This is a genomic window from Streptomyces sp. NPDC090442 (assembly GCF_044769405.1).
In the GTDB taxonomy this organism is placed as follows: domain Bacteria; phylum Actinomycetota; class Actinomycetes; order Streptomycetales; family Streptomycetaceae; genus Streptomyces.
In genome coordinates this window covers 47,957-72,475 of record NZ_JBIVXW010000037.1, presented here as the reverse complement: position 1 = coordinate 72,475, position 24,519 = coordinate 47,957, and the positions used below count along the sequence as shown (strand labels likewise).

Sequence of the window (24,519 nt, the reverse complement as noted above, 5' to 3'; positions counted from 1 at the left end):
CGCGGGCCCCGGCCTGCGGGTCCGCCGCGTTTCCGGCCCCGGTCCGCGCCGGGTCCCCGCACCGAACGAAAGAAGCGAGCCGCCGCCCATGGGCACCCCCGAGCTGATCTCCCCGCGTTCCCCGCGAGTCGCCGCCGCCCGGCGGCTGGCCCGGCGCCACTTCCGGGGCAAGGAACGCCGGTTCATCGCCGAGGGCCCGCAGGCCGTCCGCGAGGCCGTCGCGCACCGCGCCGGCGGATCGCCCACCCTCATCGAGCTGTTCGCCACCGTCGAGGCCGCCGAGCGGCACGCCGAGATCGTCGAGGCGGCCCGCGGTGCCGGGGTGCCGGTGCACTTCGCCGACGACCGGACCGTCGCGGACGTCTCGCAGACCGTCACCCCGCAGGGGTTGGTGGGCGTCTGCCGGTTCCTGGACTCGCCGTTCGAGGAGATCCTGGCCGCCCGCCCGCAGCTGGTCGCGGTGCTGGCCAACGTCCGCGACCCCGGCAACGCCGGTACGGTGCTGCGCTGCGCGGACGCCGCGGGCGCCGACGCGGTGGTGCTGACCGACGCCTCGGTGGACCTCTACAACCCCAAGTCGGTGCGGGCGTCGGTGGGTTCGCTGTTCCACCTGCCGGTCGCGGTGGGCGTGCCGGTCGAGCAGGTGGTGTCCGGGCTGACCGGCGCCGGGGTGCGGGTGCTGGCCGCGGACGGGGCCGGCGACCGCGATCTGGACGCGGAGTTGGACGCCGGCTCGATGGGTGGGCCGACCGCCTGGCTCTTCGGCAACGAGGCGTGGGGGCTGCCCGTGGAGACCCGCGCGCTGGCCGACGCGGTGGTGCGGGTGCCGATCCACGGCAAGGCCGAGAGCCTCAACCTCGCGACCGCCGCCGCGGTGTGCCTCTACGCCTCCGCGCGCGCCCAGCGCACGACCGGCGGCTGCCGCGCGACGTCACCCGCGGGAGGGGCGTAGTCGCGATCCCGACGGTGGGGCCGGGCCGAGCTAGTAGTGTGACCAGCTCCGGCCCGGAAGGGGGTAACACGGCGATGACGGCGAGGACTTCGGCCAGTGCGGCGACCGCCGCCGACGGCGGGCCCGAGGCGTCCGGCGCGGTCGCGGGGCCGCTCGGAGTGGGGCCCGACGACCTCCCCGACGGTCTGGTCGTCGCCGACGAGGACGGCCGGGTGATCTGCTTCAACGCCGCCGCCGCCCGGATCACCGGGATCGCCGCGCCGGACGCGCTGGGTCGCCCGGTGGGGGACGCCCTGCCCCTCCAGGACCTGGAGGGCCGCCGTTGGTGGCAGTTGACGGACCCGTACGGGGGGTTGGCCATCCGCCGCGGGCAGCCGGAGCGGAACCTGCTGTTGGGCGGGCGGGAGGTGCTGGTCTCCGCGCGCTACGTCCGCAGTCGGCCGGCCGGGCCGGTGCGGCGGCTGGTGATCGCGCTGCGCGGCACCGAGGCGCGGCGGCGCACCGAGCTGAGCCACGCCGAGCTGATCGCCACCGTCGCCCATGAGCTGCGCTCGCCGCTGACCTCCGTCAAGGGCTTCACCGCCACCCTCCTCCAGAAGTGGGAACGCTTCACCGACGACCAGAAGCGGCTGATGCTGGAGACGGTGGACGCCGACGCCAACCGCGTCACCCGGCTCATCGCCGAGCTGCTGGACATCTCCCGGATCGACTCCGGGCGGCTGGAGGTCCGTCGGCAGCGGGTCGACATGATCGCCGCGGTGCGGCGGCACGTGCAGGCGCAGACCACCGCGGGCCAGCGGCCGGACCGCTTCCTGATCCGGATGATGGAGCCGCTGCCCGACCTGTGGGCGGACCCGGACAAGGTGGACCAGGTGCTCGGCAACCTCCTGGAAAACGCGGTGCGCCACGGCGACGGAACGGTCACCATCGAGGTCGGGCCGGTGAAGGACACCAGCGGGGGAAAGGGGACGAGCGTCACCGTGAGCGACGAGGGTCCCGGCATCCCGGAGGAGTCCATGAGCCGCGTCTTCACCCGTTTCTGGCGGGGCAGCAAGCGCGGCGGCACCGGGCTCGGCCTCTACATCGTCAAGGGCATCGTCGAGGCCCACGGCGGCACGATCACGGTCGGCCGGGCCCCGGCCGGCGGCGCCCAGTTCCGATTCAGCCTGCCCGTCGCGGCGCCGGCCTTCCTGGCATGAAGAGGGGCCGCGAAGCGTCGGACAGGGGTGGTGGCCGGGCGACGGGTGGGCGCGGCGGGTGCCCCGACCGAGGGGCGGGCGGGCCGCCGGCGGCCCGCCCCTTAGACTTGACCTTTGGCACCTTTGGCGCACAGGCATCGCGGACACGCGGGCGCAGAGCCGAGGCGAAGCGAGCCGCGCCAAGCCACACCACCGGAAGCACGGGAAGAGATGTCCGCACCCAATAAGTCGTACGACCCTGTCGAGGTCGAAGCCCTGAAACCGGAAGAGATCGCCCGACGGGTCGACGAGGCGCTGGCCGCCATCGCCGCCGCGGGTGACCTCGACGCGCTCGCTCAGGCGAAGGCCGCGCACGCCGGGGGCACCTCGCCGCTGGCGCTCGCCAACCGCGAGATCGGCGCCCTCCCGCCGCAGGCCAAGGCGGACGCCGGCAAGCGCGTCGGCCAGGCCCGCGGGCGGGTCAACCAGGCGCTCAAGGCCCGTCAGGAAGAGCTGGAGGCGGAGCGCGACGCGCGCGTCCTGGTCGAGGAGGCAGTGGACGTCTCGCTGCCGTACGACCGGGTCCCGGCCGGCGCCCGGCACCCGCTGACCACCTTCATGGAGCGGGTCGCGGACGTCTTCGTCGCGATGGGCTACGAGGTCGCCGAGGGCCCCGAGGTCGAGGCCGAGTGGTTCAACTTCGACGCGCTCAACTTCGTGCCGGACCACCCCGCGCGCCAGATGCAGGACACCTTCTTCGTGCAGGGCAACGGCACGCAGGGCGACGAGTCGGGCGTGGTGCTGCGCACCCACACCTCGCCGGTGCAGGCCCGCACGCTGGTCGACCGGGAGCCGCCGGTCTACGTCGTCTGCCCGGGGCGGGTCTACCGCACCGACGAGCTGGACGCCACGCACTCCCCGGTCTTCCACCAGATCGAGCTGCTCGCCGTCGACGAGGGCCTGACCATGGCGGACCTCAAGGGCACCCTGGACCACATGGTCCAGGCGCTGTTCGGCCCGGACATGAAGACCCGGCTGCGGCCGAACTACTTCCCGTTCACCGAGCCGTCCGCCGAGATGGACATGGTCTGCTACGTCTGCCGCGGCGCGTCCGTGGGCAACCCGGACCGGCCGTGCCGCACCTGCTCCAGCGAGGGCTGGATCGAGCTGGGCGGCTGCGGCATGGTCAACCCCAAGGTGCTGGTCGCCTGTGGTGTGGACCCCGAGAAGTACAGCGGTTTCGCCTTCGGGTTCGGAATCGACCGGATGCTGATGTTCCGGCACAACGTGGAAGACATGCGCGACATGTTCGAGGGCGACGTCCGGTTCACCCGGCCGTTCGGGATGGAGATCTGATGCGGGTCCCGCTTTCTTGGCTGCGGGAATACGTCGACCTGCCGGCGACGACGACCGGCCGCGACGTACAGGAGAAGCTCATCGCGGTCGGCCTGGAAGTCGAGACCGTCGAGCAGCTCGGCGCAGACCTCACCGGCCCGCTGGTCGTCGGCCAGGTGCTGACCATCGAGGAGCTGGAGGGCTTCAAGAAGCCGATCCGCTTCTGCACGGTGGACGTCGGCCGGGCCAACGGCACCGGCGAGCCGCAGGAGATCGTCTGCGGTGCGCGGAACTTCGCGGTCGGCGACAAGGTCGTGGTCGTCCTCCCCGGCGCCGTGCTGCCCGGTGACTTCAAGATCGCCGCCCGTAAGACGTACGGCAAGAAGTCGCACGGCATGATCTGCTCCGGCGACGAGCTGGGCATGGGCGACGACGGCACGCACGGCATCATCGTGCTGCCGCCGGAGACCGAGGTGGGCCTCGACGCGATCGAGCTGCTGGAGCTCCGCGACGAGGTGCTGGACATCGCCGTCACCCCGGACCGCGGCTACTGCCTGTCGATGCGCGGTGTGGCCCGCGAGGCGGCCACCGCCTTCGGCCTGCCGCTGCGCGACCCGGCGCTGCTGGACGTGGCGCCGCCGAACGCCGGCGGCTACCCGGTCCAGGTCGCCGACCCGATCGGCTGCGACCGCTTCACCGCCCGTACGGTCGGCGGTCTGGCCCCCGAGGCCCGCACCCCGATCTGGATGCAGCGCCGGCTGCAGAAGGCCGGTATGCGCCCGGTCTCGCTGGCCGTGGACGTCACCAACTACGTGATGCTGGAGCTGGGTCAGCCGCTGCACGCCTACGACCGGTCGACCGTCGACGGCCCGATCGGCGTCCGCCGTGCCACGCCCGGCGAGGAGCTGGTCACCCTCGACGGCACCAAGCGGGTGCTGGACGGCGAGGACCTGGTCATCACCGACAACCGCGGCCCCATCGGGCTGGCGGGCGTGATGGGCGGCGCCAACACCGAGATCGAGGCGCCGGCCGCGGACCCGGAGTCCGGCCAACTGCACGGCACCACCGACGTGGTGATCGAGGCCGCGCACTTCGACGCGATCTCCATCGCCCGCACCGCCCGCCGCCACCGGCTCTCCTCCGAGGCCGCCAAGCGCTTCGAGCGCGGGGTGGACCCGGAGGCGGCGTCCGCGGCGGCGCAGCGCACCGTGGACCTGCTGGTGCTGCTCGCCGGCGGCACCGTCGAGGACGGCGTCACCGAGATCGTCTCGCCGCGCGGGCCGCGCACCGTCAGCATCCCCGCGGACCACCCGGACAAGGTCGCGGGTGTCCCGTACGGCCGGGAGACCGTCGTCCGCCGCCTCCAGCAGGTCGGCTGCGACGTCTACGGCCAGGACGAGCTGGTGGTCACGGTGCCGTCCTGGCGCCCCGACCTCAGCGACCCCAACGACCTGGCCGAGGAGGTCATCCGGCTGGAGGGCTACGAGAACCTGCCCTCCACGCTGCCGCTGCCGCCGGCCGGCCGCGGGTTGACCGAGCGTCAGCGGCTGCACCGCCGGGTCGGCCGGGCGCTGGCCGGCGCCGGCTACGTCGAGGCGCTGAACTACCCGTTCACCGGCTCGGCCGTCCTGGACCAGCTCGGCATCGAGGCGGACGACCCGCGACGGGACGCGGTCACGCTGGTGAACCCGCTCTCGGACGAGGAGCCGGACCTCCGCACCACCCTGGTCCCCGGGCTGTTGGGCGCGTTGCGCCGCAACGTCGGCCGGGGCAACCACGACCTGGCGCTCTTCGAGACCGGTCCGGTGTTCCGGGCCACCGGTCAGGAGCAGCCGGCCCGCCGGCTGGTGGTCGACCGCCGGCCGACCGACGACGAGATCGCCTCGCTGGACGCCTCGCTGCCGCAGCAGCCGCGGCGGGCCGCCGTGGTGCTGGCCGGCGCGCGCGAGCAGGCCGGCTGGTGGGGCGAGGGCTATCCGACCGGTTGGGCGGACGCCATCGAGGCGGGCCGGACCGTGGCCCGTGAGGCGGGCGTCGAGCTGATGGTCCGTCAGGACCAGCACGCCCCGTGGCACCCCGGCCGGTGCGCGGCGCTGCTCGCGGTGGTCGACGGCGAGGAGATCCTCGTCGGCAACGCCGGTGAGCTGCACCCGCGGGTCGTCAAGGCGCTGGGGCTGCCCGAGCGCACCAGCGCGATGGAGATCGACCTGGACCGGCTGGAGCGGGCCTCGGCCGGCGCCCAGCAGGCGCCGCGGATCTCCACCTTCCCGGTCGCCACGCAGGACGTCGCGCTGATCGTCGACGCGTCGGTGGCGGCGGCGGACGTCGAGGCCGCCCTCCGGGCCGGCGCCGGCGAACTGCTGGAGTCGGTGCGGCTGTTCGACGTGTTCACCGGCGAGCAGGTGGGCGAGGGCAGGAAGTCCCTGGCGTACGCGCTGCGGTTCCGGGCGTCCGACCGGACGCTGACGGCCGAGGAGGCCACGGCGGCCCGGGACGCGGCGGTCGCCGTCGCGGTCGAGCGGGTGGGCGCGGCCCTGCGCGGCTGACGTCCGGCCCATCGAGGCCCCGAACGGGCCCCCGTCCACGCTCCGTGGACGGGGGCCCGTCGCTTTCCGGCCATCCCCAACCCACCCGCAACCCGCCCATACCCGACCCCGGACGGGCCCGCGCCCCGCTCGTGGCCGCTTCACACCCCGTGTGAACTCCCCCTGATTACGCTGGACTTAAGGAGTCCTTACGTCCCTGGGGGGCGAGCCATGGAGCCCAACACGTTGCTCGACGCGATCCTGGACGAGGCCGGCATCTCACACGCCGGGCTGGCGGCCCGGATCAACGAACTCGGGCGGCGGCGCGGGCTCGCGCTGCGCTACGAGCACACCGCCGTGGCGCGCTGGCTCAAGGGGCAGCGCCCGCGCGGGCAGGTGCCGGACCTGATCTGCGAGGTGCTCGGCGAACGGCTGCGCCGGCCGGTGGGCCTGGGCGACATCGGGTTCAGCGGCCCGGGGGCGCGCCGGACTCCGGACACCCTGCTGTCGGGGTTCGTCGAGCGGGCCACCGCGCTGTGGCGGTCCGACGAACAGCAGCGGCCGCACGTGGTCGCGGCGCCCGCGCTCACCGGAACGTCGGCGATCATTCCGGTCTGGGAGTGGGAGAACCCGCCGGAGGACTTCGACGTCTCGCGCGAGGGGCTGACCCGGGTCGGCATGGCCGACATCGAGATGCTCCGGGCGGCGCGGACCCACTACGAGCAGATGTACCGGAAGGCGGGTGGTATCGCTACCAGAACACGCATCGTCGGATTCCTCAACGCCGAGGCGGCGCCGCTGCTGCGGGGCAGCTACAGCGATGCGACGGGGCGTCAACTGCACCGGGCCACCGGTGGGTTGGTCGCCGTCGCGGGCATCTGCGCGTACGACTCGGACGCTCTCGGGCTGGCCCAGCGCTACTTCCATCAGGCGCTGCGGTTAGCCAAGGCCAGCGGGGACCGCGGTCTCGGCGCGTACATCATCGCGCTGCTGGTCAACCAGTCCCTCTTCGTACGGGAGTACCGCCAGGCGGTCGCCTTCGCGGAGGCCGCGCTGCGCACCGCCGGCGGGCAGCTCACCCCGGCGCTGTCGGCCGATCTGCACGCGATGCAGGCCAAGGCGTACGCGCGGCTGGGCGACGGCTCCGGCGCGCTGGACTGCATCCGACGGGCCGAGTCGGCGGCGGACCGGATCCGCCCCGGGCTGGAGCCCGCCGAGACCGGCTATGTGCAGCCGGGCCTGGTGAACGTACAAGTGGCGGAGGCGCTGCTCAGCCTGGGGGACCTGCGGTCCGCCCGGGAGCAGGCGGACGCCGCCGTGGACACCCCCGCACACGACCGCGGCCGGGTTCACCGGCTGGCCATGCTCACCCATATCGAGCTGCGCCAAGGGGATGCGGACCGGGCCGTGGCCAATGCCGCGGAGATGACGGAGCAGGCTCGGGGCATGGAGTCGCAGCGCCTGCGGGACCGGCTGCGGGCCGTGCGCGAGCATCTGGCGGAGACCGGGAGCTCCGCGACGGACGAGGCTGCCGATCTCATCGACGAGGTGCTGCGCGTTCCGCTGTGACCGGGCTCGTGTCACCTTGCCGGCCCTCAAGCGGAAGGTGGCAGTTACGTGCGTTGGAACAACCTCAGCGAAAAGCCGGTCTACGCGAATCCCTGGTTCCGGGTCAACCTGGCCGACGTGGAACTCCCCGACGGCCGTCATCTGGATCACTACCTGATCCGGATGCGGCCGGTCGCGGTGGCCACCGCGGTCAACGAGGCCAATGAGGTGCTGCTGTTGTGGCGGCACCGCTTCATCACCGACAGCTGGGGCTGGGAGCTGGCCGCCGGCGTCGTGGAGGACGGGGAGGACCCGGTCATCGCGGCCGCGCGCGAGATGGAGGAGGAGACCGGGTGGCGACCCGGGTCCCTCCATCACCTCCTCTCGGTGGAGCCGTCCAACGGCCTCACCGACGCGCGGCACCACATCTACTGGTCCGAAGAGGCCGAGTACCTGGGCGTTCCGCAGGACGACTTCGAGTCGGACCGGCGGGAGTGGGTCGACCTCAAGCTGGTGCCCGACATGGTGGCGAGGGGGGAGGTGCCGGCCGCGAACATGGCCGCGGCCCTGCTGATGCTCCACCACATCCGGCTCGGCTGATGCCGGTCGGGGCGCTCCGGCCCTAGCGCCCGTACGCCTGCCACAGGGCGGCGGCCCCCGCGACGAGCCCGGCCAGGGCGGCGAGCGAGGGCAGTGGCCAGCGTCGACTCTCCAACCGCGTGACGCGGGCCTGGAGTTCGTCCGCGTCGCGGGTGGTCTGCTCGCAGCGCTGGGCCTGGAGCCTGAGTTGGCCGTCGACCGTGGCGGTGCGTACGTCGAGTAGGCGTCGCAGCTCCGCTAAGTCGGCGGCGATCAGATCGGGATCCCGATGGGCGGTCACGTTCCGCTCCTCTTTCCTTCTCCTGGTGGCGGTCGGGTGGTTACCGGAACCAGTCAACTGCGCTGGGGGAGAAGGCGGGAGCGTGTGCGGCGGGGAGATGCGGGTCAGTGGTTCACACCCCGTGCGAAGTGACGCTCGGTGAGCGTTTCGCACGGGGTGCGAAGCGCGCGCGCCGAGTTGGCGCATTCACACTCTGTCATCAACGGCCGGAAGGGAGTTCACTCTTCTTACGGGGACGAACGCCGGCGGTCGGGCGCCCGCCGGCCGGGTCCGCCCGCCGAACTTTCCCCCGAGCGGCGGGCGGACGGCCCTCGTATCCCGCCCGGGCGGAGGGCCCCCCTCTTTCCGCCCGGGCGGCCGGCCCACGCAACATCCCCCGGCGAAGCGGCGGCCTCGCCGGGGGAGTCAGGCTCAGTAGGAGTAGAACCCCGACCCGGTCTTCCGCCCCAGCCGGCCCGCGTCGACCATCCGCTGGAGCAGCGGGGGAGCGGCGTACAGCGGTTCCTTGTACTCGTCGTACATCGAGGCGGCGACCGAGGCGACGGTGTCCAGGCCGATCAGGTCGGAGAGCTTGAGCGGGCCCATCGGGTGGGCGCAGCCCAACTCCATGCCGTTGTCGATGTCCTCGCGGCTGGCGATGCCCGACTCGAACATCCGGACCGCGGAGAGCAGATAGGGGATGAGCAGCGCGTTCACCACGAAGCCGGAGCGGTCCTGGGCGCGGATGGCGTGCTTGCCGAGCACGTCCTGGGTCAGGGACTCGGCGCGCTTGAGGGTCTCCTCGCTGGTGGTGAGCGCGGGGATCAGCTCGACCAGCTTCTGCACCGGTGCCGGGTTGAAGAAGTGGATGCCGATGACGTGGTCGGGCCGGGAGGTCGCCACCGCCAGCTTCACCAGCGGGATGGACGAGGTGTTGGAGGCCAAGATGGCGTCCGAGCGGACCACGACCTGGTCGAGGACCTGGAAGATCTCGGTCTTGACCTGCTCGTTCTCGACCACCGCCTCGATGACGAGGTCACGGTCGGCGAACTCGCCGAGGTCGGTGGTGAAGCTGAGCCGGCCGAGCGTCGCATCGCGCTCGGCGACCGTCATCTTGCCGCGCTCGGCGGCCTTGTCGAGCGAGTTGGTCAGGCGGGTGCGCCCCAACTCCAGTGCCTCACCGGTGGTCTCCGCGACCTTGACGTCCAGCCCGGCGCGGGCGCACACCTCGGCGATGCCAGCGCCCATCTGGCCACAGCCGACCACTCCGACGCGTGCAATGTCGGCGAATGAGTCCGTCACCTCGTGCCTTTCGCTGATCTACAGGACCGGCGGTCCGCCGTAAGGGTTAGGCGGCCGCCTCGCCCTTGACGTTACTCCGCGCGGTGCCGGAAGGAGGGCGCAGGGGCGGGCATTCTGAGGCTGCTACTCGGGACGAATCGGACGAGATGGGGGCTTTTCATGCGAGGTATCTCACGCCGCGGGTTCGGTGCGGCGGCGCTGGGGGCGGCCTCCTGGCTGCTCGGCGCGGGTGCCGGGGCGGGCCGGGGCGCCCCGGCCGGTCGGGAGCTGCGCGGGATGTGGCTGGCGACGGTGGCCAACCTGGACTGGCCGTCCCGGGCCGGCCTGGACCGGGCCACCCAGCAGCGGGAACTGGTCGGACTCCTGGACGCCGCGGTCCGGCGGCGGTTGAACGCGGTGTTCTTCCAGGTGCGGCCGACCGCGGACGCGCTGTGGCCGTCGCCGTACGAGCCCTGGTCGCAGGTCCTGACCGGAGTGCAGGGCCGCGATCCGGGCTGGGACCCGCTGGACTTCGCGGTCCGGGAGGCGCACCGGCGCGGCCTGGCGCTGCACGGGTGGTTCAACCCGTACCGGATCGCCAACCACACCGACCTCGGCCGGTTGGTCCCCGGTCACCCCGCCCGCCGGCACCCGAGCTGGGTGGTGCCGTACGCCGGCAAGCTCTACTACAACCCCGGGCTGCCCGAGGTCCGCCGCTTCGTCCAGGACGCGATGCTGGACGCGGTCCGCCGCTACCCGCTCGACGGGGTGCACTTCGACGACTACTTCTACCCGTATCCGGTCGCCGGTCAGGCGTTCGGCGACGACGCGGCCTACGAGGAGTACGGCGGGGAGTTCGCGGGCCGCGGCGACTGGCGGCGGGACAACGTCAACCTGCTGATCCGGGAGATGCACCAGCGGCTCGCCGGGGTCGGCCGCCAAGTACCGTTCGGCGTCAGCCCGTTCGCGGTCTGGCGCAACAGCGCGACCGATCCGCACGGCTCCCGGACCGAGGCCGGGGTGCAGGCGTACGACGACCTCTACGCCGACACCCGGCGCTGGGTGCGGGAGGGTTGGGTCGACTCGATCGTGCCGCAGGTCTACTGGCCGCTGGGCTTCGCCGCCGCCGACTACGCGGAGCTGGTGACGTGGTGGGCCAGGACGGTGGCGGGCACACGGGTGGCGCTCTACATCGGCGAGGCGCTCTACAAGGCGGGCCGGACCGCGCAGCCCGCGGCCTGGCAGGACCCGGCCGAACTCTCCCGGCACCTCACCTTCGCCGCCCGCTATCCGCAGGTCGGCGGGCACGTCTACTTCTCGACCAAGGACGTGGTGAAGGACCCGTTGGGCGCGCTGGCCCGGGTGGTGAAGGACCACTACGGCGGCCCGGCCCGGCCGTGAGCACCGAAGCGGCGGTGGCGGGCGGCCCGCCACCACCGCGCGGTCCGCTAGCGGATGGTGTGGGGTTCGGTGGACTTGGGGTGCTGGACGACGCAGTCCGGACCGGGCCACATGATCGTTTCGTGGCCGTCCTCGGCGCGGACGCGGAAGGGCGGTTCGCCGTTGGTCCCCAGCACTTCCACGATCTCGACGATGTGGTCGCCGTGACCGACGGTCCTGCCGTGCACCAGCAGCCGGTCGCCCGTCTTCGCGTGCATCTGGGCTCCTCCCGCTTCGGGCGGCCGCCGACCGGGGCGGCCGACGCGCACGGCGGCCGGGCGGTGGGGCGGCCAACGGTTTGCGGGCCCGCGAGCGGCCCGGACGGCACTACCTGCCGTCGTTCGCCAGTTTAGGTCCGGGGTGCCGGGGCGCACCCGGTGAGGGCGGCCCGGCACCCGGCCGTCAGCTACGTGCCCGCTGGGTGACCACGATGCAGGCCAGCACCGCGAGCGCGGTCAGCGGGGCGGCCGGCGGCAGGTGCTCGCCGAGCAGCGCCACCGACCAGACCAGGGTCAGCAGCGGCTGGGCGAGCTGGAGCTGGCTGGCCCGGGAGATGCCGATGGCGGCCATCCCGCGGTACCAGACCATCATCCCCAGGAACGTCGAGCCGAGCGCCAGCCACACCAGTCCGGCCACCGAGTGGCCCGTCCACCGCGGCGCCGGCTCGGCGTACAGCGACAGCGCCCCGCCGAGCACGGTCACCGGCAGCGACAGCACCACCGCCCAGCCGATCACCTGCCAGCCCGGCATCTGGCGGGCCAGCCGCCCGCCCTCGCCGTAGCCGGCCGCGCACAGCACCAGCGCCGCGAAGAGGTAGAGGTCGCCGGTGCTGGGCGTGCCGCCGCTCTGCAGCACCGCGAAGGCGATCACGAGCGCCGCGCCGACCAGGGCCGCGATCCAGAACGTCCGGGACGGGCGGGACCCGGTGCGGACCGCGGAGTACGCGGCGGTGGTCAGCGGCAGCAGGCCGACGACCACGGCGGCGTGCGAGGTGGTGGAGGTCTGCAGGGCGAGGGTGGTCAGGATCGGGAAGCCCAGCACGACGCCGGCCGCGACCACGGCGATGCCGAACCAGTGGCGGCGCGCGGGCACCCGGGTCCGGCAGGCCAGCAGGCAGGCGCCGGCCAGCGCCGCGGCCAGCACGTTGCGCAGCATCACCACCGTCCAGGGCCCCATCCCCTCAAGGGCCCAGGCGGTCGCCGGGAAGGTCAGCGAGAAGGAGGCGACGCCGAGGACGGCGAGCAGGGCGCCGGAGCCGGACGCGCGGCCCGGCGGCGCCGGGAGGGGTGCGGCGGGGCCGGGGGCCGGGGTGGCGACTGCTATCGACGCCGGGACGATAGCGCTATCATTGGCTCTCATGTATGAGCGTAGCAGTGGAGCCGAACTGGCCGCGAGCCTGCGGAAAGAGCTGGAGCGCTACTCTCCGGGTGAGAAGCTGCCGTCGAGTCGGGCGCTGGTCGAGCGGCACCGGGTCAGCCCGGTGACCGTCTCCCGGGCGCTGGCCGTGCTCGTCGCCGAGGGGCTGGTCGTCACCCGCCCCGGCGCCGGGGCGTTCCGCGCCCAGCCGCGCGGCGCGGCGCCCCGCCGGGTCGACACCTCCTGGCAGGAGATCGCGCTGAGCGCCGAGCCGGCCGGCGACCAGGTGCCGCGCAGCGTCGACGCCACCGGGGTGCTGGCCACCCTCGCCGCTCCCGCGCCCGGCGTCATCGAGTTCAACGGCGGCTATCTGCACCCCTCCATCCAGCCCGAACGCGCCCTGGCCGCCGCGCTGGCCCGGGCCGGACGGCGGCCCGGCGCCTGGGGGCGACCGCCCCTGGACGGGGTGCCGGAGCTGCGCGAGTGGTTCGCCCGGGAGATCGGCGGGCCCGGCGGACCGCTCGCCGCCAGCGACGTCCTGATCACCGCCGGCGGGCAGAGCGCGCTGACCGCCGCGCTGCGCGCGCTGGCCGCGCCCGGCGCCCCGGTCCTGCTCGAATCGCCCACCTACCCCGGCATGTTGGCGGTCGCCCGGGCCTCCGGCCTCCGCCCCGTCCCGGTCCCGATGGACGCCGACGGCGTGCGCACCGATCTGCTCGCCGACGCCTTCCGGGCCAGCGGTGCCCGGCTGTTCGTCTGCCAGCCGCTGTTCCAGAACCCCTCCGGCGCGGCGCTGGCCGCCGAGCGCCGCCGGGAGGTGCTGCGGATCGCCCGGGCCGCCGGCGCGTTCGTCGTCGAGGACGACTTCGCCCGCTTCCTGGGCCACGCCGACGCGCCCGCGCTGCCGCCGACGCTGCTCGCCGACGACCCGGACGGCACCGTCGTGCACGTCCGCTCGCTCACCAAGATCACCTCCCCGAGCCTGCGGGTGGGCGCCCTCGCGGCCCGCGGCCCGGTGCTCGACCGGCTGCGCGCGATCCAGGTCGTCGACAGCTTCTTCGTGCCCGGGCCGCTCCAGGAGGCCGCGCTGGAGCTCGTCGGCTCGCCCGCCTGGGGTCGTCATCTCCGGCTGGTGGCCGGGGAGTTGGCGACCCGTCGGCAGGCGATGCGGACCGCGCTGGAGCGCGAGGTGCCGGCGCTGGTCGCCGCGGAGCCCGGCAGCCTCACCGCCCGCGGCGGCTGCCACATCTGGCTGCGGCTGCCGGACGGCACCGACGAGGCGGCGCTGACCGGCGCCGGGCTGCGCGCCGGCGTCGCGGTGGCGGCCGGCCGCCCCTACTTCCCCGCCGAGCCGCCCGCCGCCCACCTGCGGCTGAGCTTCGCCTCCGCGGCCGGCCCCGGCGAACTGGACGAGGGCGTCCGCAGGCTCCGCACCGCCTGCGAGGAGTTGGGCGTCCCGGTCGGCTGAGCGGGTCGGGGCGGCCCCGGGTACCCGTTCGACTCCGCGCGCCCCATCTGCCAGTCTCCCGGCATGAACGCGCGCGCCCTCGACGGCTACGAGATCTCCACCGACCCCGACCGGCTCGACGTGGCCCTGGTCCACCGCTGGCTGGCCACCGACTCCTACTGGGCCCTGGGCCGGACCCGCGAGCACCACGACCGGGCCGTCGCCGGATCGCTCAACTTCGGCCTGTACGAGGCCGCTTCGGGCCGCCAGGTCGGCTACGCCCGGATCGTCACCGACTACGTCACCTTCGCCTGGCTCTGCGACGTCTACATCTGCCCCGACGACCGCGGCAAGGGCCTGGGCGCCGCCCTGGTGGAGGCCGTCGCCGCGGAACTGGAGCCGCACGGGCTGGCCCGGATCACCCTCGCCACCAAGGACGCGCACGGCGTCTACGAGAAGGTCGGCTTCCGGCCGCTGGTCGCGCCCGAGCAGTGGATGACGCTCGGGCTGCTCGACCCGGGGCCCGTCGCCCCGGAGACCGCCTGACAGTCAAGTCGCCGCGGCCGCCGGGCACATGGGGCTCACGCCCCGGCGTCCGGGGGGCGGTCGGCCGGCCCGCCCGTCCGCATCAGCCAGGCGTTGGCCGCCGCGACCCGGCCGCCGACCCGCAGCTTGGCGTAGGCGTGCTCCAGGTGCTTGTCGACGGTGCGCGGGCTGATCTCCAGCCGGTGCGCGATCTGTTGGTTCGTCAGGCCGTCGGCGAGCAGGCCGAGCACCGCCGACTCGCGGCGGGTGACCAGGTCCCGGGCCGGCTCCGGGGGCGGTGGGGCGAGGCGGCCCAGGGCCCGGACCAGGCGGGCGCGCAGCAGGCCGGCGGCGGCCACGTCGGCGTCGCTGAAGTCGCGGTCCCGGCGGCCCCGGCTGACCACCACCGCGACCCGGCGCGGCCCGCCCGCGGCGTACCCGGCGGGGAAGGACATCGCCAACTGCCGCTCGGCGCCGAACGGTCGGTAGACGTCGGGGTAGACGGGCAGGGCGTGGAACTCGCCGGCGGTCTGCAGGGCGGAGCGGCGCAGCGGGGTGCCGCTGCCGAGCCGGGTGTGCCGCACGAAGGAGTCGCACCACCACCCGCGGTCGAAGGCGTCCAGCACGTCCCGGCTCAGCAGGTCCTCGGGGAGGGTGCGCAACGGGTGGGCCGGGTCCGGGCGGGGCGACCAGATGACGCTGTCGCCGGGGAGCGCGTCGAGCAGCAACGGCAGCAGCGCCGGAACCAGGACGTCCTCGTCCACGGCGTCGATGAGGAGGTCCACGACGGGGAGGATGCGCCGCACCCCGGCCTCGGCGGCCGTGCTCATACGTCCAGCGTGCCGAGCCCCCCGGCAGTGGTCAAGGCCGCTCGGGGCGGCTCCCGAGGCGCCCGGGAGCCGTCCGGAGCGGGGCCGCCCGGCCGGCCGGGGGAAGACCGGCCGGGGGCGTCGGGCGCGCGAGGCGCCCGACGGCATGGACGCGCTTCCCGCCCTGACGGGCGGAGACCGCCGTGACCGTCGTCTGCTCCCTTCTACTGCACCAGTTGGGGCCGCGGCAGCGCCATACGCGGTTCCCCGTACCCGCCGGGCGGGCCCGTCGCCGCCGGCCGAGACTGGGAGGACGAGGAGGTGGTGGGGCATGCGCAAGATGATCGACTGCCGGGACCACCCGAGCGAGAAGCAGTGCACCCTCGTCATCGCCGGCGAGGAGGAGGAAGTGCTCCGCGCCGCCACTGCGCACGCGATCGCCGTGCACGGCCACACGGACAGCCCCGAACTGCGCGAGCAACTCCGTAAGGCCCTCAGGAACGAGATGCCACAGCCCGCCTGAGCCACCGGTGGAGCGGTGGTCGTGCCCGGTCGTTCCCAGGGGCGGCCGGGCACGCGCGCTCCCGGTACCCGCGTTCGGGCCCGCTGCGGTCGTCGGGCCGCGCCGCCCGGCGCAGGATCGTCCTGGAACGGGCACCCGGCGCCCGCCCGGCGACACCGCCGCGACGAGGCCGTCGGGCACCACCGGGGACGCACGGACGGGAGCGAGCCGATGGCGGACGGCGCGGCGCACGACGCGGGGGCGGACGGCCCGGGGGACCGCCCGCGGCCCGGCCTGGACCGCCGGCACTTCCTCGGCGCGGCCACCGGGCTCGCGGCCCTGGCCACCGGCCTGACCGGCTGCGACACCTCCCGCGACGGTCCGCGCGGCGGCCGCCCCGCGGACCCGCTCGCCGCCGAGCGCGACCGCCCCGGCAGCCCCGACTGGCGACTGCGCGCCACCGGCCCGTCGGACGCGATCGAGGGCTACCCGGACCGCGTCAGCGTGCTCCCCGGCGAGGAGTTCGGCCTGCACGTCTCCACCACCGCGCCCGGCTTCCGGATCTCCGCCTACCGGGTCGGCTGGTACGGCGGCGCCCAGGCCCGCCTGGTGTGGCGCTCGGACCGCCTCGCCGGACGCCGCGCCCCCGCCCCGCACCTGCTGCCCAAGACCCGTACGGTACGGGCCGGTTGGCCGCGTGCCACCGCCGTCCGCACCGACGGCTGGCCGCCCGGCGCCTACCTGCTGCGCCTGGACGCCGACCACGGCCACCAGCGCTACGTCCCGCTCGTGGTCCGCTCGCCCGCCGCCGCGGGCCGCACCGTGCTGATGCACGCGGTGACGACCTGGCAGGCGTACAACGCCTGGGGCGACCACAGCCTCTACCGCGGTCGGGACGGCGACTACGCCGGCCGCTCCCTCGCCGTCGCCTTCGACCGCCCCTACGACGCCTCGGGCGCCGAGAAGTTCCTGGTCTACGAGCGCGCCCTGGTGGTGCTGGCCGAACGCCTCGGGCTGCCGCTGGCCTACACCACCTCGCTCGACGTCCACCGCGACGCCGACGCGCTGCGCGGCGCCACCGCCGTGCTCTCCCCGGGCCACGACGAGTACTGGACGCCGCAGCAGCGCGCGCACGTCACCCGGGCCCGCGACGCCGGCACCAACGTCGCCTTCCTCGGCGCCAACGCCTGCTTCCGCCGGGTCCGCCTGGACGCCGGCCCGAACGGCGGGCCGCCCACCGTGACGTGCTACAAGACCGCCTACCGCGACGACCCCGCCTTCGCCGCCCACCAGGCCCCGCCCACCCACGACTTCCGCGCCCCGCCCGCCGCCGACCCCGAGTCCTCCCTCACCGGCGTCTTCTACGAGGGCTACCCGACGGACGCGCCCTACGTCGTCCACGGCGCCGACCACTGGCTCTTCGAGGGCACCGGGGTCAGGCCCGGGGACGCCTTCGCGCACCTGGTCGGGGTGGAGTACGACCGGGTCACGCCGGAGGCCCCCACCCCCGCCGACCTGGAGATCGTCGCGCACTCCCCGCTGGTCTGCCGCGGCCGCGCCAGCCACGCCGACTCCGCCTACTACACCGTGCCCAGCGGAGCCGGGGTCTTCGCCACCGGCACCATGCGCTGGGTCGAGGCCCTCATGGCCGGCACCCGGGACAATGGCCGCAACCACGGCCTCGACCGCCGCACCGGCGCCTTCGTCACCCGCACCACCGAGAACCTGCTGCGCGCCTTCGCCGCGGGCCCGGCGGCCCGCCACCGCCCGGCGCCGGAGCGCAACGCCGACCGCGTGTACGGGGGATGAGCGGGCACCGACGCGAGCCCCAAGGCGACCATTGCATAAAACTGCCACCTTTCGTATAGTCATGCCATCGAAGAGGAGGGTCGAGCGGCCATGACGGTACGAGCAGCAGTCGCCGGAGCGAGCGGATACGCGGGAGGCGAGGTCCTGCGCCTGCTCCTGGGGCATCCCCGGGTCGAGATCGGGGCGGTGACCGGGCACTCCAACGCCGGGCAGCGCCTGGGCGACCTGCAGCCGCACCTCGCCCCGCTCGCCGACCGGGAACTCGCGCCCACCTCGGCCGAGGCGCTGGCCGGCCACGACGTGGTGTTCCTGGCGCTGCCGCACGGTCGGTCCGCCGAGGTCGCCGAGCAACTCGGCCCCGACGTACTGGTGGTGGACTGCGGCGCCGACTTCCGGCTCGGGGACGCCGCCGCCTGGGAGGCGTTCTACGGCTCGCCGCACGCCGGCACCTGGCCGTACGGCCTGCCGGAGCTGCCCGGCGGCCGGGCGGCACTGGCCGGGGCCCGGCGGATCGCGGTCCCGGGCTGCTACCCCACCGCCGTCTCGCTCGCGCTCTTCCCCGCCTACGCGGCCGGCCTCGCCGAGCCGGAGGCGGTGATCGTCGCGGCGTCCGGCACCTCCGGCGCCGGCAAGGCCCTCAAGCCGCACCTGCTCGGCTCCGAGGTGATGGGCTCGATGAGCCCGTACGGCGTCGGCGGCGGCCACCGGCACACCCCGGAGATCGCGCAGAACCTCGGCGCGGCGGCCGGCGAGCCGGTGTCGGTCTCCTTCACCCCGACCCTGGCACCGATGCCGCGCGGCATCCTCGCCACCTGCTCGGCCAAGGCCCGGCCCGGGGTGACCGCCGAGTCGGTCCGCGCCGCGTACGAGAAGGCGCTGGCCGGCGAGCCGTTCGTCCGGCTGCTGCCCGAGGGCCGGTGGCCCGCGACCGCGGCCGTGTACGGCTCCAACGCCGCGCAGATCCAGGTGGCGCTCGACCCGGCGGCCGGCCGGATCATCGCGATCAGCGCGATCGACAACCTGACCAAGGGGACCGCCGGCGGCGCGGTCCAGAGCATGAACATCGCCCTCGGCCTCCCCGAGGACCTGGGCCTGTCCGCGACCGGGGTCGCGCCGTGAGCCGGGGGCTTCCCGGCGGAGCACGCGCGGCCGCCGGGCCGCGGTCCACGACCGAAGGGGCGTCGCCGCACCACGCGGCCGACAACGACACGAGCCGCTGCTGCGGCGGGGCGAACGAGGAGAACCAGTGAGTGTGACGGCAGCCAAGGGCTTCCTCGCGGCGGGCATCGCCGCCGGGATCAAGGAGAACGGGAACCCCGATCTCGCCCTCGTGGTGAACAGCGGGCCGCGGCTGGCCGCCGCCGGCGTGTTCACCGCCAACCGCGTCAAGGCCGCGCCGGTCCTCTGGTCCGAGCAGGTCCTCAAGGGCGGCCGGGTCTCCGCGGTGATCCTCAACTCCGGTGGCGCCAACGCCTGTACGGGTCCGCTCGGCTTCCAGGACACCCATGCGACCGCCGAGAAGGTCGCCGAGGTGCTGGACGGGCACAGCGCCGGCGAGGTCGCGGTGGCCTCCACCGGCCTGATCGGGGTGCGGCTGCCCATGGACAAGCTGCTGCCCGGCGTGGAGAAGGCCGCCGCCGAACTCACCGGCCACGGCGGCGAGAAGGCCGCCATCGCCATCAAGACCACCGACAGCGTCCACAAGACCGCCCAGGTCACCACCCCCGAGGGCGTCACCGTCGGCGGCATGGCCAAGGGCGCCGGCATGCTCGCGCCCGGCCTCGCCACCATGCTCGCGGTGCTGACCACCGACGCCGACGTCCCCGCCGAGCAGTTGGACGCCGCGCTGCGCGGCGCCACCCGCACCACCTTCGACCGGGTCGACTCCGACGGCTGCATGTCCACCAACGACACCGTGCTGCTGCTGGCCTCCGGCGCCTCCGGCGTCGTCCCGGACCCGGACTCCTTCGCCGCGGCGGTCCGCGAGGTCTGCGACGACCTGGCCCGGCAGCTGATCGGCGACGCCGAGGGCGCCAGCAAGGACATCCGCATCGAGGTGATCAACGCCGCCAGCGAGGACGACGCGGTCGAGGTCGGCCGCTCCATCGCCCGCAACAACCTCCTCAAGTGCGCCCTGCACGGCGAGGACCCCAACTGGGGCCGGGTACTCTCCGCCATCGGCACCACCGCCGCCGCCTTCGACCCGGACCGGCTCAACGTCGCGATCAACGACGTCTGGGTGTGCAAGAACGGTTCGGTGGGCGAGGACCGCGAGCTGGTGGACATGCGCTACCGCGAGGTGCGGATCACCGCCGACCTCGCCGCCGGCACCGAGTCCGCGGTGATCTGGTCCAACGACCTCACCGCCGACTACGTCCACGAGAACAGCGCGTACTCCTCGTGACCGGCCCCACGGCCGACCCCGCCGCGCACCCGCGGACGCCCCACGCACCCCACGCCTCCCTCACCGAGCGGAACGAGACCGTCGCATGACGACCCGTAAGCACACCGCGCTCCCCAAGGCCCGCACCCTCGTCGAGGCGCTGCCCTGGCTGACCCGGCACCACGGCAAGACCGTGGTGATCAAGTTCGGCGGCAACGCGATGGTGGACGAGGAGCTCAAGCGCGCCTTCGCCCAGGACGTGGTCTTCCTGCGGCACGCCGGACTGCGCCCGGTCGTGGTGCACGGCGGCGGCCCGCAGATCAGCGCCCAGCTCGAACTCCTCGGCATAGCGTCGGAGTTCAAGGGCGGCCTGCGGGTCACCTCGCCCGAGGCCATGGACGTCGTCCGGATGGTGCTCGTCGGCCAGGTCCAGCGCGAGCTGGTCGGCCTGCTCAACGAGCACGGCCCGCTCGCCGTTGGCATGACCGGCGAGGACGCCCACCTGATGTCCGCCACCAAGCACTACGCCGACGTCGACGGCGAGCGGGTCGACATCGGCCGGGTCGGCGAGATCACCGAGATCGACCCGGGTGCCGTGCGGACGCTGCTGGACGACGGCCGGATCCCGGTCATCTCGTCCATCGCCCGCTCCAGCGACGCGGGCGAGCCCTCCGGCGTCTTCAACGTCAACGCCGACACCGCCGCCTCCGCACTGGCCGCGGCGCTCGGCGCGGAGACGCTGATGGTCCTCACCGACGTCGAGGGCCTCTACGAGGACTGGCCGCACAGCGACGAGGTGATCCCCCGGCTCACCGTGAGCCAACTGGAGACGCTGCTGCCCGAGTTGGCCAGCGGCATGGTCCCGAAGATGCGGGGCTGTCTGCACGCGGTGCGCAGCGGGGTGCGCACCGCCCGGGTGATCGACGGCCGGGTGCAACACTCGATCCTGCTGGAGATCTTCACCGACGAGGGCATCGGCACCATGGTCGTCCCGGATCCCGATCCGTGCTCCGACGGCGCCGAGGCCACCGCACACCACACCGCACAGGGGACGGAATGAACACCGCGGCAGCGACCCCGGCCACCGGGGACACCACGACCGACCACGGACCGGCCACCAACGAAGGGCTCACCCGGCGCTGGCAGGGCGCCATGATGGACAACTTCGGCACCCCCCGCCTCCCGCTCGTCCGGGGCGAGGGCGCCACCGTCTGGGACGCCGACGGCAACGCCTACCTCGACTTCCTCGGCGGGATCGCGGTCAACGCGCTGGGCCACGCCCACCCGGCGGTGGTCCGCGCCGTCACCGACCAGATCGCCACCCTCGGCCATGTGTCGAACTTCTTCGTCGCGCAGCCCACCGTCACCCTCGCCGAGCGCCTGCTCACGCTCGCCGGCCGGCCCGGCCGGGTCTACTTCTCCAACTCCGGCGCGGAGGCCAACGAGGCGGCCTTCAAGATCGGCCGGCTGACCGGCCGCACCCACATCGTCTCCACCGCCGGCGGCTTCCACGGCCGCACCATGGGTGCCCTGGCGCTCACCGGCCAGCCCGCCAAGCAGGACCCGTTCCGCCCGCTGCCCGGCGACGTCACCTTCGTCCCGTACGGGGACGCGGACGCCCTGCGGGCCGCCGTCACCACCGACACCGCCTTCGTCATCCTCGAACCCGTCCAGGGCGAGAACGGCGTGGTCGTCCCGCCCCCCGGCTACCTCGGGGCCGCCCGCGAGATCACCGCCGCCACCGGCACCCTGCTGGTCCTCGACGAGATCCAGACCGGCATCGGCCGCACCGGGCACTGGCTGGCCTCGCAGGCCGAGGGCGTCGAGGCCGACGTCATCACCCTCGCCAAGGGCCTCGGCGGCGGCCTCCCGATCGGCGCCACGCTCGCCTTCGGCCCGGCCGCCGAGCTGCTCACCCCCGGCTCGCACGGCTCGACGTTCAGCGGTAACCCGGTCGTCTGCGCCGGCGCCCTCGCCGTCCTGGACACCATCGAGGCGGACGGCCTGCTCGACCACGTGCGGCGGACCGGCGAGCGGTTGCGCTCCGGGATCGAGGCTCTGGGGCACCCCTTCGTCGGCCAGGTCCGCGGAGTCGGCCTGCTCCTCGGTATCGTCTTGACCGGGCCCCACGCATCCCAGGTGCAACAGGCGGCCCAGGACGCGGGCCTTCTGGTCAACGCGGTCGCGCCGGACGTCGTCCGGCTCGCCCCGCCCCTGATCGTCTCCGACGAGCAGGTGGAGACCTTCCTCCAGAAGCTCCCCGGCGTCCTGTCGACGGCCGAGCAAGCGGCCAACGGGGAACGATGATCCGGAGACTGAGCCAACGATGACCGAGCCGCAGGAGACCGAGCCGCCGAACAACGGCCCGGCCGTGCCGCAGACCCGCACCGCCCGCCACCGCCGGATCGTGGACATCCTCAACCGGCAACCGGTCCGCTCCCAGAGCCAGCTCGCCAAGCTGCTCGCCGACGACGGCCTCTCCGTCACCCAGGCGACGCTCTCCCGCGACCTGGACGAGCTGGGCGCGGTCAAGATCCGCAACACCGGCGGCGAGCTGATCTACGCGGTGCCGAGCGAGGGCGGCGACCGCAAGCCGCGGGCGCCGCTGGGGGAGTCCGCCAAGGAGGAGCGGATGCGCCGCCTCTCCGGCGAACTCCTCATCTCCGCCGAGGCGTCGGCCAACCTCGTCGTCCTGCGCACCCCGCCGGGGGCCGCCCAGTTCCTGGCCTCCGCCATCGACCAGGCGGAGCTCCACGACATCCTCGGCACCATCGCCGGCGACGACACCCTCATGCTGATCAGCCGCGATCCGTCGGGCGGCCAGCAGCTCGCCGACCATCTCCTCCAGCTCGCGCAGGGGGCGCGCTAGCCCCTGACCGGTGGGTCAGGTCCGGACCGACCCCGGCGCCCGCGGGGCGTTCCGCAGCGCGCGGCGGAACGTCCCGCCCCGCACGCGAAAACGACCGGAGGCCGTTCCTCGCATCCCTGCGAGGAACGGCCTCCGGCCCGTGTTCTGCACCGTCGGGACGACAGGATTTGAACCTGCGACCCCTTGACCCCCAGTCAAGTGCGCTACCAAGCTGCGCCACGTCCCGGTGCTCGTACCGACCGGGCGTTCCCGGTCGGGGCGTGCAGACAGAAAAATACCCTGTCCCGGCCGATGAATCCAAAGCGGGGTCCTTTCGGGGTGGCCCCGGGCTCCCCGGCGAGGCCCGACGCGCCCTCCAGAACGCCCCGCGCCCCCTCTTGTCGCCCCGTTGACCTGCGCTTTTCTCCTCCATTGACGAAGCATACGGTCGAGTGCATACTTATGCCTATCGGGGCATGCGCACAAGGAGGGACCCATGACCGAGCGCGTCGTACTCGCCTACTCGGGCGGACTGGACACCTCCGTCTGTATTGGCTGGCTCGCCGAGGAGACCGGTGCCGAGGTCGTCGCCGTCGCGGTCGACGTCGGCCAGGGCGGCGAGGACCTGGACGCCGTCCGCAAGCGGGCGCTCGCCTGTGGCGCCGTCGAGGCCGAGGTCGTCGACGCCAAGGACGAGTTCGCCGACGCCTACTGTCTTCCGGCGATCAAGGCCAACGCCCTCTACATGGACCGCTATCCGCTGGTCTCCGCGCTGTCCCGGCCGGCCATCGTCAAGCACCTGGTCGCCGCCGCCCGGCGGTACGGCGCGAGCGCGGTCGCCCACGGGTGCACCGGCAAGGGGAATGATCAGGTCCGGTTCGAGGCGGGGGTCTCCGCCCTCGCCCCCGACCTCACCTGCCTCGCCCCGGTCCGGGACTACGCGATGACCCGGGACCAGGCCATCGCCTTCGCCGAGAAGGCCGGCCTGCCGATCGCCACCACCAGGAAGTCGCCGTTCTCCATCGACCAGAACGTCTTCGGGCGGGCCGTGGAGACCGGCTTCCTGGAGGACATCTGGCGCGCGCCGACCGAGGACGTCTACGCGTACACCAGGGACCCGGCCGTCGCCCGCGAGGCCGACGAGGTCGTGGTCTCCTTCGAGCGCGGCGCGCCGGTCGCCCTCGACGGCGAGCCGGTCACCGTCCTCCAGGCGATCCAGCGGCTCAACGAGCGGGCCGGTGCCCAGGGCGTCGGCCGGATCGACCTGGTCGAGGACCGGCTGGTCGGCATCAAGTCCCGCGAGGTCTACGAGGCGCCGGGCGCGATCGCGCTGATCACCGCGCACCAGGAACTGGAGAACGTCACCGTCGAGCGCGAACTCGCCCGCTACAAGCGGGGAGTTGAGCAGCGCTGGGGCGAACTGGTCTATGACGGCCTGTGGTTCTCGCCGCTCAGGCGGGCGCTGGACGGCTTCGTCGAGGAGGCCAACCGGTCCGTCTCCGGCGAGGTGCGGATGACCCTGCACGGCGGCCGCGCGGTGGTCACGGGGCGCCGCTCGGAGCAGTCCCTCTACGACGTCGACCTCGCCACCTACGACACCGGTGACACGTTCGACCAGTCGCTCTCCAAGGGGTTCATCGAACTCTTCGGCATGTCGAGCAGGATTGCCGGGCAGCGCGACCTGGCAGGCAGAGCCTGACGTGACCGCGCGCCGGGCCCCGT

The 24,519-nt window shown here is 73.9% G+C and carries 22 protein-coding genes and 1 tRNA gene; 17 read left to right on the top strand and 6 right to left on the bottom strand.

All coding sequences use genetic code 11. The features are described 5' to 3' along the window. The first annotated feature begins 88 nt into the window (after nucleotides 1–88). From ACIQU6_RS25360 to ACIQU6_RS25335, 6 genes are all read left to right on the top strand, one after another. Nucleotides 89–952, top strand: coding sequence for a TrmH family RNA methyltransferase (locus ACIQU6_RS25360; protein WP_403483962.1), 864 nt, complete (start codon nucleotides 89–91; stop codon nucleotides 950–952). A 74-nt stretch (nucleotides 953–1,026) separates the two neighbouring features. Then, nucleotides 1,027–2,151: an ATP-binding protein gene (locus tag ACIQU6_RS25355; protein WP_403483961.1), complete on the top strand. Its 1,125-nt coding sequence runs from the start codon at nucleotides 1,027–1,029 to the stop codon at nucleotides 2,149–2,151. 210 nt (nucleotides 2,152–2,361) lie between these two features. Then, nucleotides 2,362–3,486: a phenylalanine--tRNA ligase subunit alpha gene (gene pheS, locus ACIQU6_RS25350; protein ID WP_403483960.1), complete on the top strand. Its 1,125-nt coding sequence runs from the start codon at nucleotides 2,362–2,364 to the stop codon at nucleotides 3,484–3,486. After that, a complete protein-coding gene (gene pheT, locus ACIQU6_RS25345; RefSeq protein ID WP_403483959.1) occupies nucleotides 3,486–6,011 on the top strand; it encodes a phenylalanine--tRNA ligase subunit beta in 2,526 nt (841 codons plus the stop codon). The genes pheS and pheT overlap by 1 nt, the downstream gene beginning before the upstream one ends. A gap of 210 nt (nucleotides 6,012–6,221) precedes the next feature. Next, a complete protein-coding gene (locus ACIQU6_RS25340; RefSeq protein ID WP_403483958.1) occupies nucleotides 6,222–7,559 on the top strand; it encodes a transcriptional regulator in 1,338 nt (445 codons plus the stop codon). Nucleotides 7,560–7,607: 48 nt separating this feature from the next. Next, nucleotides 7,608–8,138 carry an NUDIX hydrolase gene (locus ACIQU6_RS25335; RefSeq protein WP_403483957.1) on the top strand — a complete coding sequence of 177 codons (531 nt, stop codon included), beginning with the start codon at nucleotides 7,608–7,610 and terminating at the stop codon, nucleotides 8,136–8,138. Between the two features lie 22 nt (nucleotides 8,139–8,160). On the opposite strand, the gene ACIQU6_RS25330 is transcribed toward ACIQU6_RS25335, so the two are convergent. Continuing rightward, entirely contained in the window at nucleotides 8,161–8,418 is a 258-nt protein-coding gene (locus ACIQU6_RS25330) for a hypothetical protein (RefSeq protein ID WP_403483956.1), read from the bottom strand. Between the two features lie 411 nt (nucleotides 8,419–8,829). Next, nucleotides 8,830–9,699 (bottom strand): 3-hydroxybutyryl-CoA dehydrogenase, encoded by an 870-nt coding sequence (locus ACIQU6_RS25325; RefSeq protein ID WP_403483955.1) that lies wholly within the window; start codon nucleotides 9,697–9,699, stop codon nucleotides 8,830–8,832. A gap of 159 nt (nucleotides 9,700–9,858) precedes the next feature. On the opposite strand from ACIQU6_RS25325, the gene ACIQU6_RS25320 reads away from it, so the two are divergent. Then, the gene (locus ACIQU6_RS25320) at nucleotides 9,859–11,079 is read left to right on the top strand and encodes a glycoside hydrolase family 10 protein (protein ID WP_403483954.1); all 1,221 of its coding nucleotides are present in this window, start codon (nucleotides 9,859–9,861) and stop codon (nucleotides 11,077–11,079) included. 47 nt (nucleotides 11,080–11,126) lie between these two features. Here ACIQU6_RS25320 and ACIQU6_RS25315 read toward each other — a convergent pair whose 3' ends face one another. Both ACIQU6_RS25315 and ACIQU6_RS25310 read right to left on the bottom strand, forming a co-directional pair. Then, entirely contained in the window at nucleotides 11,127–11,336 is a 210-nt protein-coding gene (locus ACIQU6_RS25315; protein ID WP_403483953.1) for a DUF1918 domain-containing protein, read from the bottom strand. A gap of 184 nt (nucleotides 11,337–11,520) precedes the next feature. Beyond that, complete coding sequence (locus ACIQU6_RS25310) at nucleotides 11,521–12,477, bottom strand: DMT family transporter (protein ID WP_403483952.1); 957 nt, start codon at nucleotides 12,475–12,477, stop codon at nucleotides 11,521–11,523. Between ACIQU6_RS25310 and ACIQU6_RS25305 the strand changes: the two genes are divergently transcribed. Together ACIQU6_RS25305 and ACIQU6_RS25300 are read left to right on the top strand one after the other, a co-directional pair. Further along, nucleotides 12,476–13,942: a PLP-dependent aminotransferase family protein gene (locus ACIQU6_RS25305; protein ID WP_403483951.1), complete on the top strand. Its 1,467-nt coding sequence runs from the start codon at nucleotides 12,476–12,478 to the stop codon at nucleotides 13,940–13,942. The genes ACIQU6_RS25310 and ACIQU6_RS25305 overlap by 2 nt on opposite strands. A 63-nt stretch (nucleotides 13,943–14,005) precedes the next feature. Then, the gene (locus tag ACIQU6_RS25300; protein WP_403483950.1) at nucleotides 14,006–14,467 is read left to right on the top strand and encodes a GNAT family N-acetyltransferase; all 462 of its coding nucleotides are present in this window, start codon (nucleotides 14,006–14,008) and stop codon (nucleotides 14,465–14,467) included. 35 nt (nucleotides 14,468–14,502) lie between these two features. On the opposite strand, the gene ACIQU6_RS25295 is transcribed toward ACIQU6_RS25300, so the two are convergent. Continuing rightward, nucleotides 14,503–15,276: a LuxR C-terminal-related transcriptional regulator gene (locus ACIQU6_RS25295; protein ID WP_403483949.1), complete on the bottom strand. Its 774-nt coding sequence runs from the start codon at nucleotides 15,274–15,276 to the stop codon at nucleotides 14,503–14,505. A gap of 310 nt (nucleotides 15,277–15,586) precedes the next feature. Here ACIQU6_RS25295 and ACIQU6_RS25290 point away from each other — a divergent pair, with 310 nt between their 5' ends. From ACIQU6_RS25290 to ACIQU6_RS25260, 7 genes are all read left to right on the top strand, one after another. Next, entirely contained in the window at nucleotides 15,587–15,778 is a 192-nt protein-coding gene (locus ACIQU6_RS25290) for a DUF1059 domain-containing protein (RefSeq protein ID WP_403483948.1), read from the top strand. A gap of 210 nt (nucleotides 15,779–15,988) precedes the next feature. Continuing rightward, a complete protein-coding gene (locus ACIQU6_RS25285) occupies nucleotides 15,989–17,566 on the top strand; it encodes a N,N-dimethylformamidase beta subunit family domain-containing protein (protein WP_403483947.1) in 1,578 nt (525 codons plus the stop codon). Between the two features lie 90 nt (nucleotides 17,567–17,656). After that, nucleotides 17,657–18,685: an N-acetyl-gamma-glutamyl-phosphate reductase gene (gene argC / locus ACIQU6_RS25280; RefSeq protein WP_403483946.1), complete on the top strand. Its 1,029-nt coding sequence runs from the start codon at nucleotides 17,657–17,659 to the stop codon at nucleotides 18,683–18,685. A 127-nt stretch (nucleotides 18,686–18,812) separates the two neighbouring features. Further along, a complete protein-coding gene (gene argJ / locus ACIQU6_RS25275) occupies nucleotides 18,813–19,970 on the top strand; it encodes a bifunctional glutamate N-acetyltransferase/amino-acid acetyltransferase ArgJ (RefSeq protein WP_403483945.1) in 1,158 nt (385 codons plus the stop codon). 85 nt (nucleotides 19,971–20,055) lie between these two features. Further along, nucleotides 20,056–21,009 (top strand): acetylglutamate kinase, encoded by a 954-nt coding sequence (gene argB / locus ACIQU6_RS25270; RefSeq protein ID WP_403483944.1) that lies wholly within the window; start codon nucleotides 20,056–20,058, stop codon nucleotides 21,007–21,009. Further along, on the top strand, nucleotides 21,006–22,256 hold the full coding sequence (locus tag ACIQU6_RS25265; RefSeq protein WP_403483943.1) for an acetylornithine transaminase: 1,251 nt from the start codon (nucleotides 21,006–21,008) through the stop codon (nucleotides 22,254–22,256). The genes argB and ACIQU6_RS25265 overlap by 4 nt, the downstream gene beginning before the upstream one ends. Nucleotides 22,257–22,275: 19 nt before the next feature. After that, nucleotides 22,276–22,818 (top strand): arginine repressor, encoded by a 543-nt coding sequence (locus tag ACIQU6_RS25260; protein ID WP_403483942.1) that lies wholly within the window; start codon nucleotides 22,276–22,278, stop codon nucleotides 22,816–22,818. A 152-nt stretch (nucleotides 22,819–22,970) separates the two neighbouring features. Here ACIQU6_RS25260 and ACIQU6_RS25255 read toward each other — a convergent pair. Then, nucleotides 22,971–23,044, bottom strand: a tRNA-Pro gene (locus tag ACIQU6_RS25255). Between the two features lie 249 nt (nucleotides 23,045–23,293). On the opposite strand from ACIQU6_RS25255, the gene ACIQU6_RS25250 reads away from it, so the two are divergent. Next, nucleotides 23,294–24,496 (top strand): argininosuccinate synthase, encoded by a 1,203-nt coding sequence (locus ACIQU6_RS25250; RefSeq protein WP_403483941.1) that lies wholly within the window; start codon nucleotides 23,294–23,296, stop codon nucleotides 24,494–24,496. Nucleotides 24,497–24,519 lie beyond the last annotated feature (23 nt).

Bases quoted from the DNA above. Each gene is read 5' to 3' on its own strand.
- argB (WP_403483944.1), top strand. From the start codon at position 20,056: ATGACGACCCGTAAGCACACCGCGCTCCCCAAGGCCCGCACCCTCGTC.
- ACIQU6_RS25290 (WP_403483948.1), top strand. From the start codon at position 15,587: ATGCGCAAGATGATCGACTGCCGGGACCACCCGAGCGAGAAGCAGTGC.
- argC (WP_403483946.1), top strand. From the start codon at position 17,657: ATGACGGTACGAGCAGCAGTCGCCGGAGCGAGCGGATACGCGGGAGGC.
- ACIQU6_RS25250 (WP_403483941.1), top strand. From the start codon at position 23,294: ATGACCGAGCGCGTCGTACTCGCCTACTCGGGCGGACTGGACACCTCC.
- ACIQU6_RS25315 (WP_403483953.1), bottom strand. From the start codon at position 11,336: ATGCACGCGAAGACGGGCGACCGGCTGCTGGTGCACGGCAGGACCGTC.
- ACIQU6_RS25300 (WP_403483950.1), top strand. From the start codon at position 14,006: ATGAACGCGCGCGCCCTCGACGGCTACGAGATCTCCACCGACCCCGAC.
- ACIQU6_RS25265 (WP_403483943.1), top strand. From the start codon at position 21,006: ATGAACACCGCGGCAGCGACCCCGGCCACCGGGGACACCACGACCGAC.
- ACIQU6_RS25260 (WP_403483942.1), top strand. From the start codon at position 22,276: ATGACCGAGCCGCAGGAGACCGAGCCGCCGAACAACGGCCCGGCCGTG.
- ACIQU6_RS25340 (WP_403483958.1), top strand. From the start codon at position 6,222: ATGGAGCCCAACACGTTGCTCGACGCGATCCTGGACGAGGCCGGCATC.
- pheT (WP_403483959.1), top strand. From the start codon at position 3,486: ATGCGGGTCCCGCTTTCTTGGCTGCGGGAATACGTCGACCTGCCGGCG.
- ACIQU6_RS25360 (WP_403483962.1), top strand. From the start codon at position 89: ATGGGCACCCCCGAGCTGATCTCCCCGCGTTCCCCGCGAGTCGCCGCC.
- ACIQU6_RS25295 (WP_403483949.1), bottom strand. From the start codon at position 15,276: ATGAGCACGGCCGCCGAGGCCGGGGTGCGGCGCATCCTCCCCGTCGTG.
- pheS (WP_403483960.1), top strand. From the start codon at position 2,362: ATGTCCGCACCCAATAAGTCGTACGACCCTGTCGAGGTCGAAGCCCTG.
- ACIQU6_RS25320 (WP_403483954.1), top strand. From the start codon at position 9,859: ATGCGAGGTATCTCACGCCGCGGGTTCGGTGCGGCGGCGCTGGGGGCG.
- ACIQU6_RS25310 (WP_403483952.1), bottom strand. From the start codon at position 12,477: ATGAGAGCCAATGATAGCGCTATCGTCCCGGCGTCGATAGCAGTCGCC.
- ACIQU6_RS25305 (WP_403483951.1), top strand. From the start codon at position 12,476: ATGTATGAGCGTAGCAGTGGAGCCGAACTGGCCGCGAGCCTGCGGAAA.
- ACIQU6_RS25355 (WP_403483961.1), top strand. From the start codon at position 1,027: ATGACGGCGAGGACTTCGGCCAGTGCGGCGACCGCCGCCGACGGCGGG.
- ACIQU6_RS25285 (WP_403483947.1), top strand. From the start codon at position 15,989: ATGGCGGACGGCGCGGCGCACGACGCGGGGGCGGACGGCCCGGGGGAC.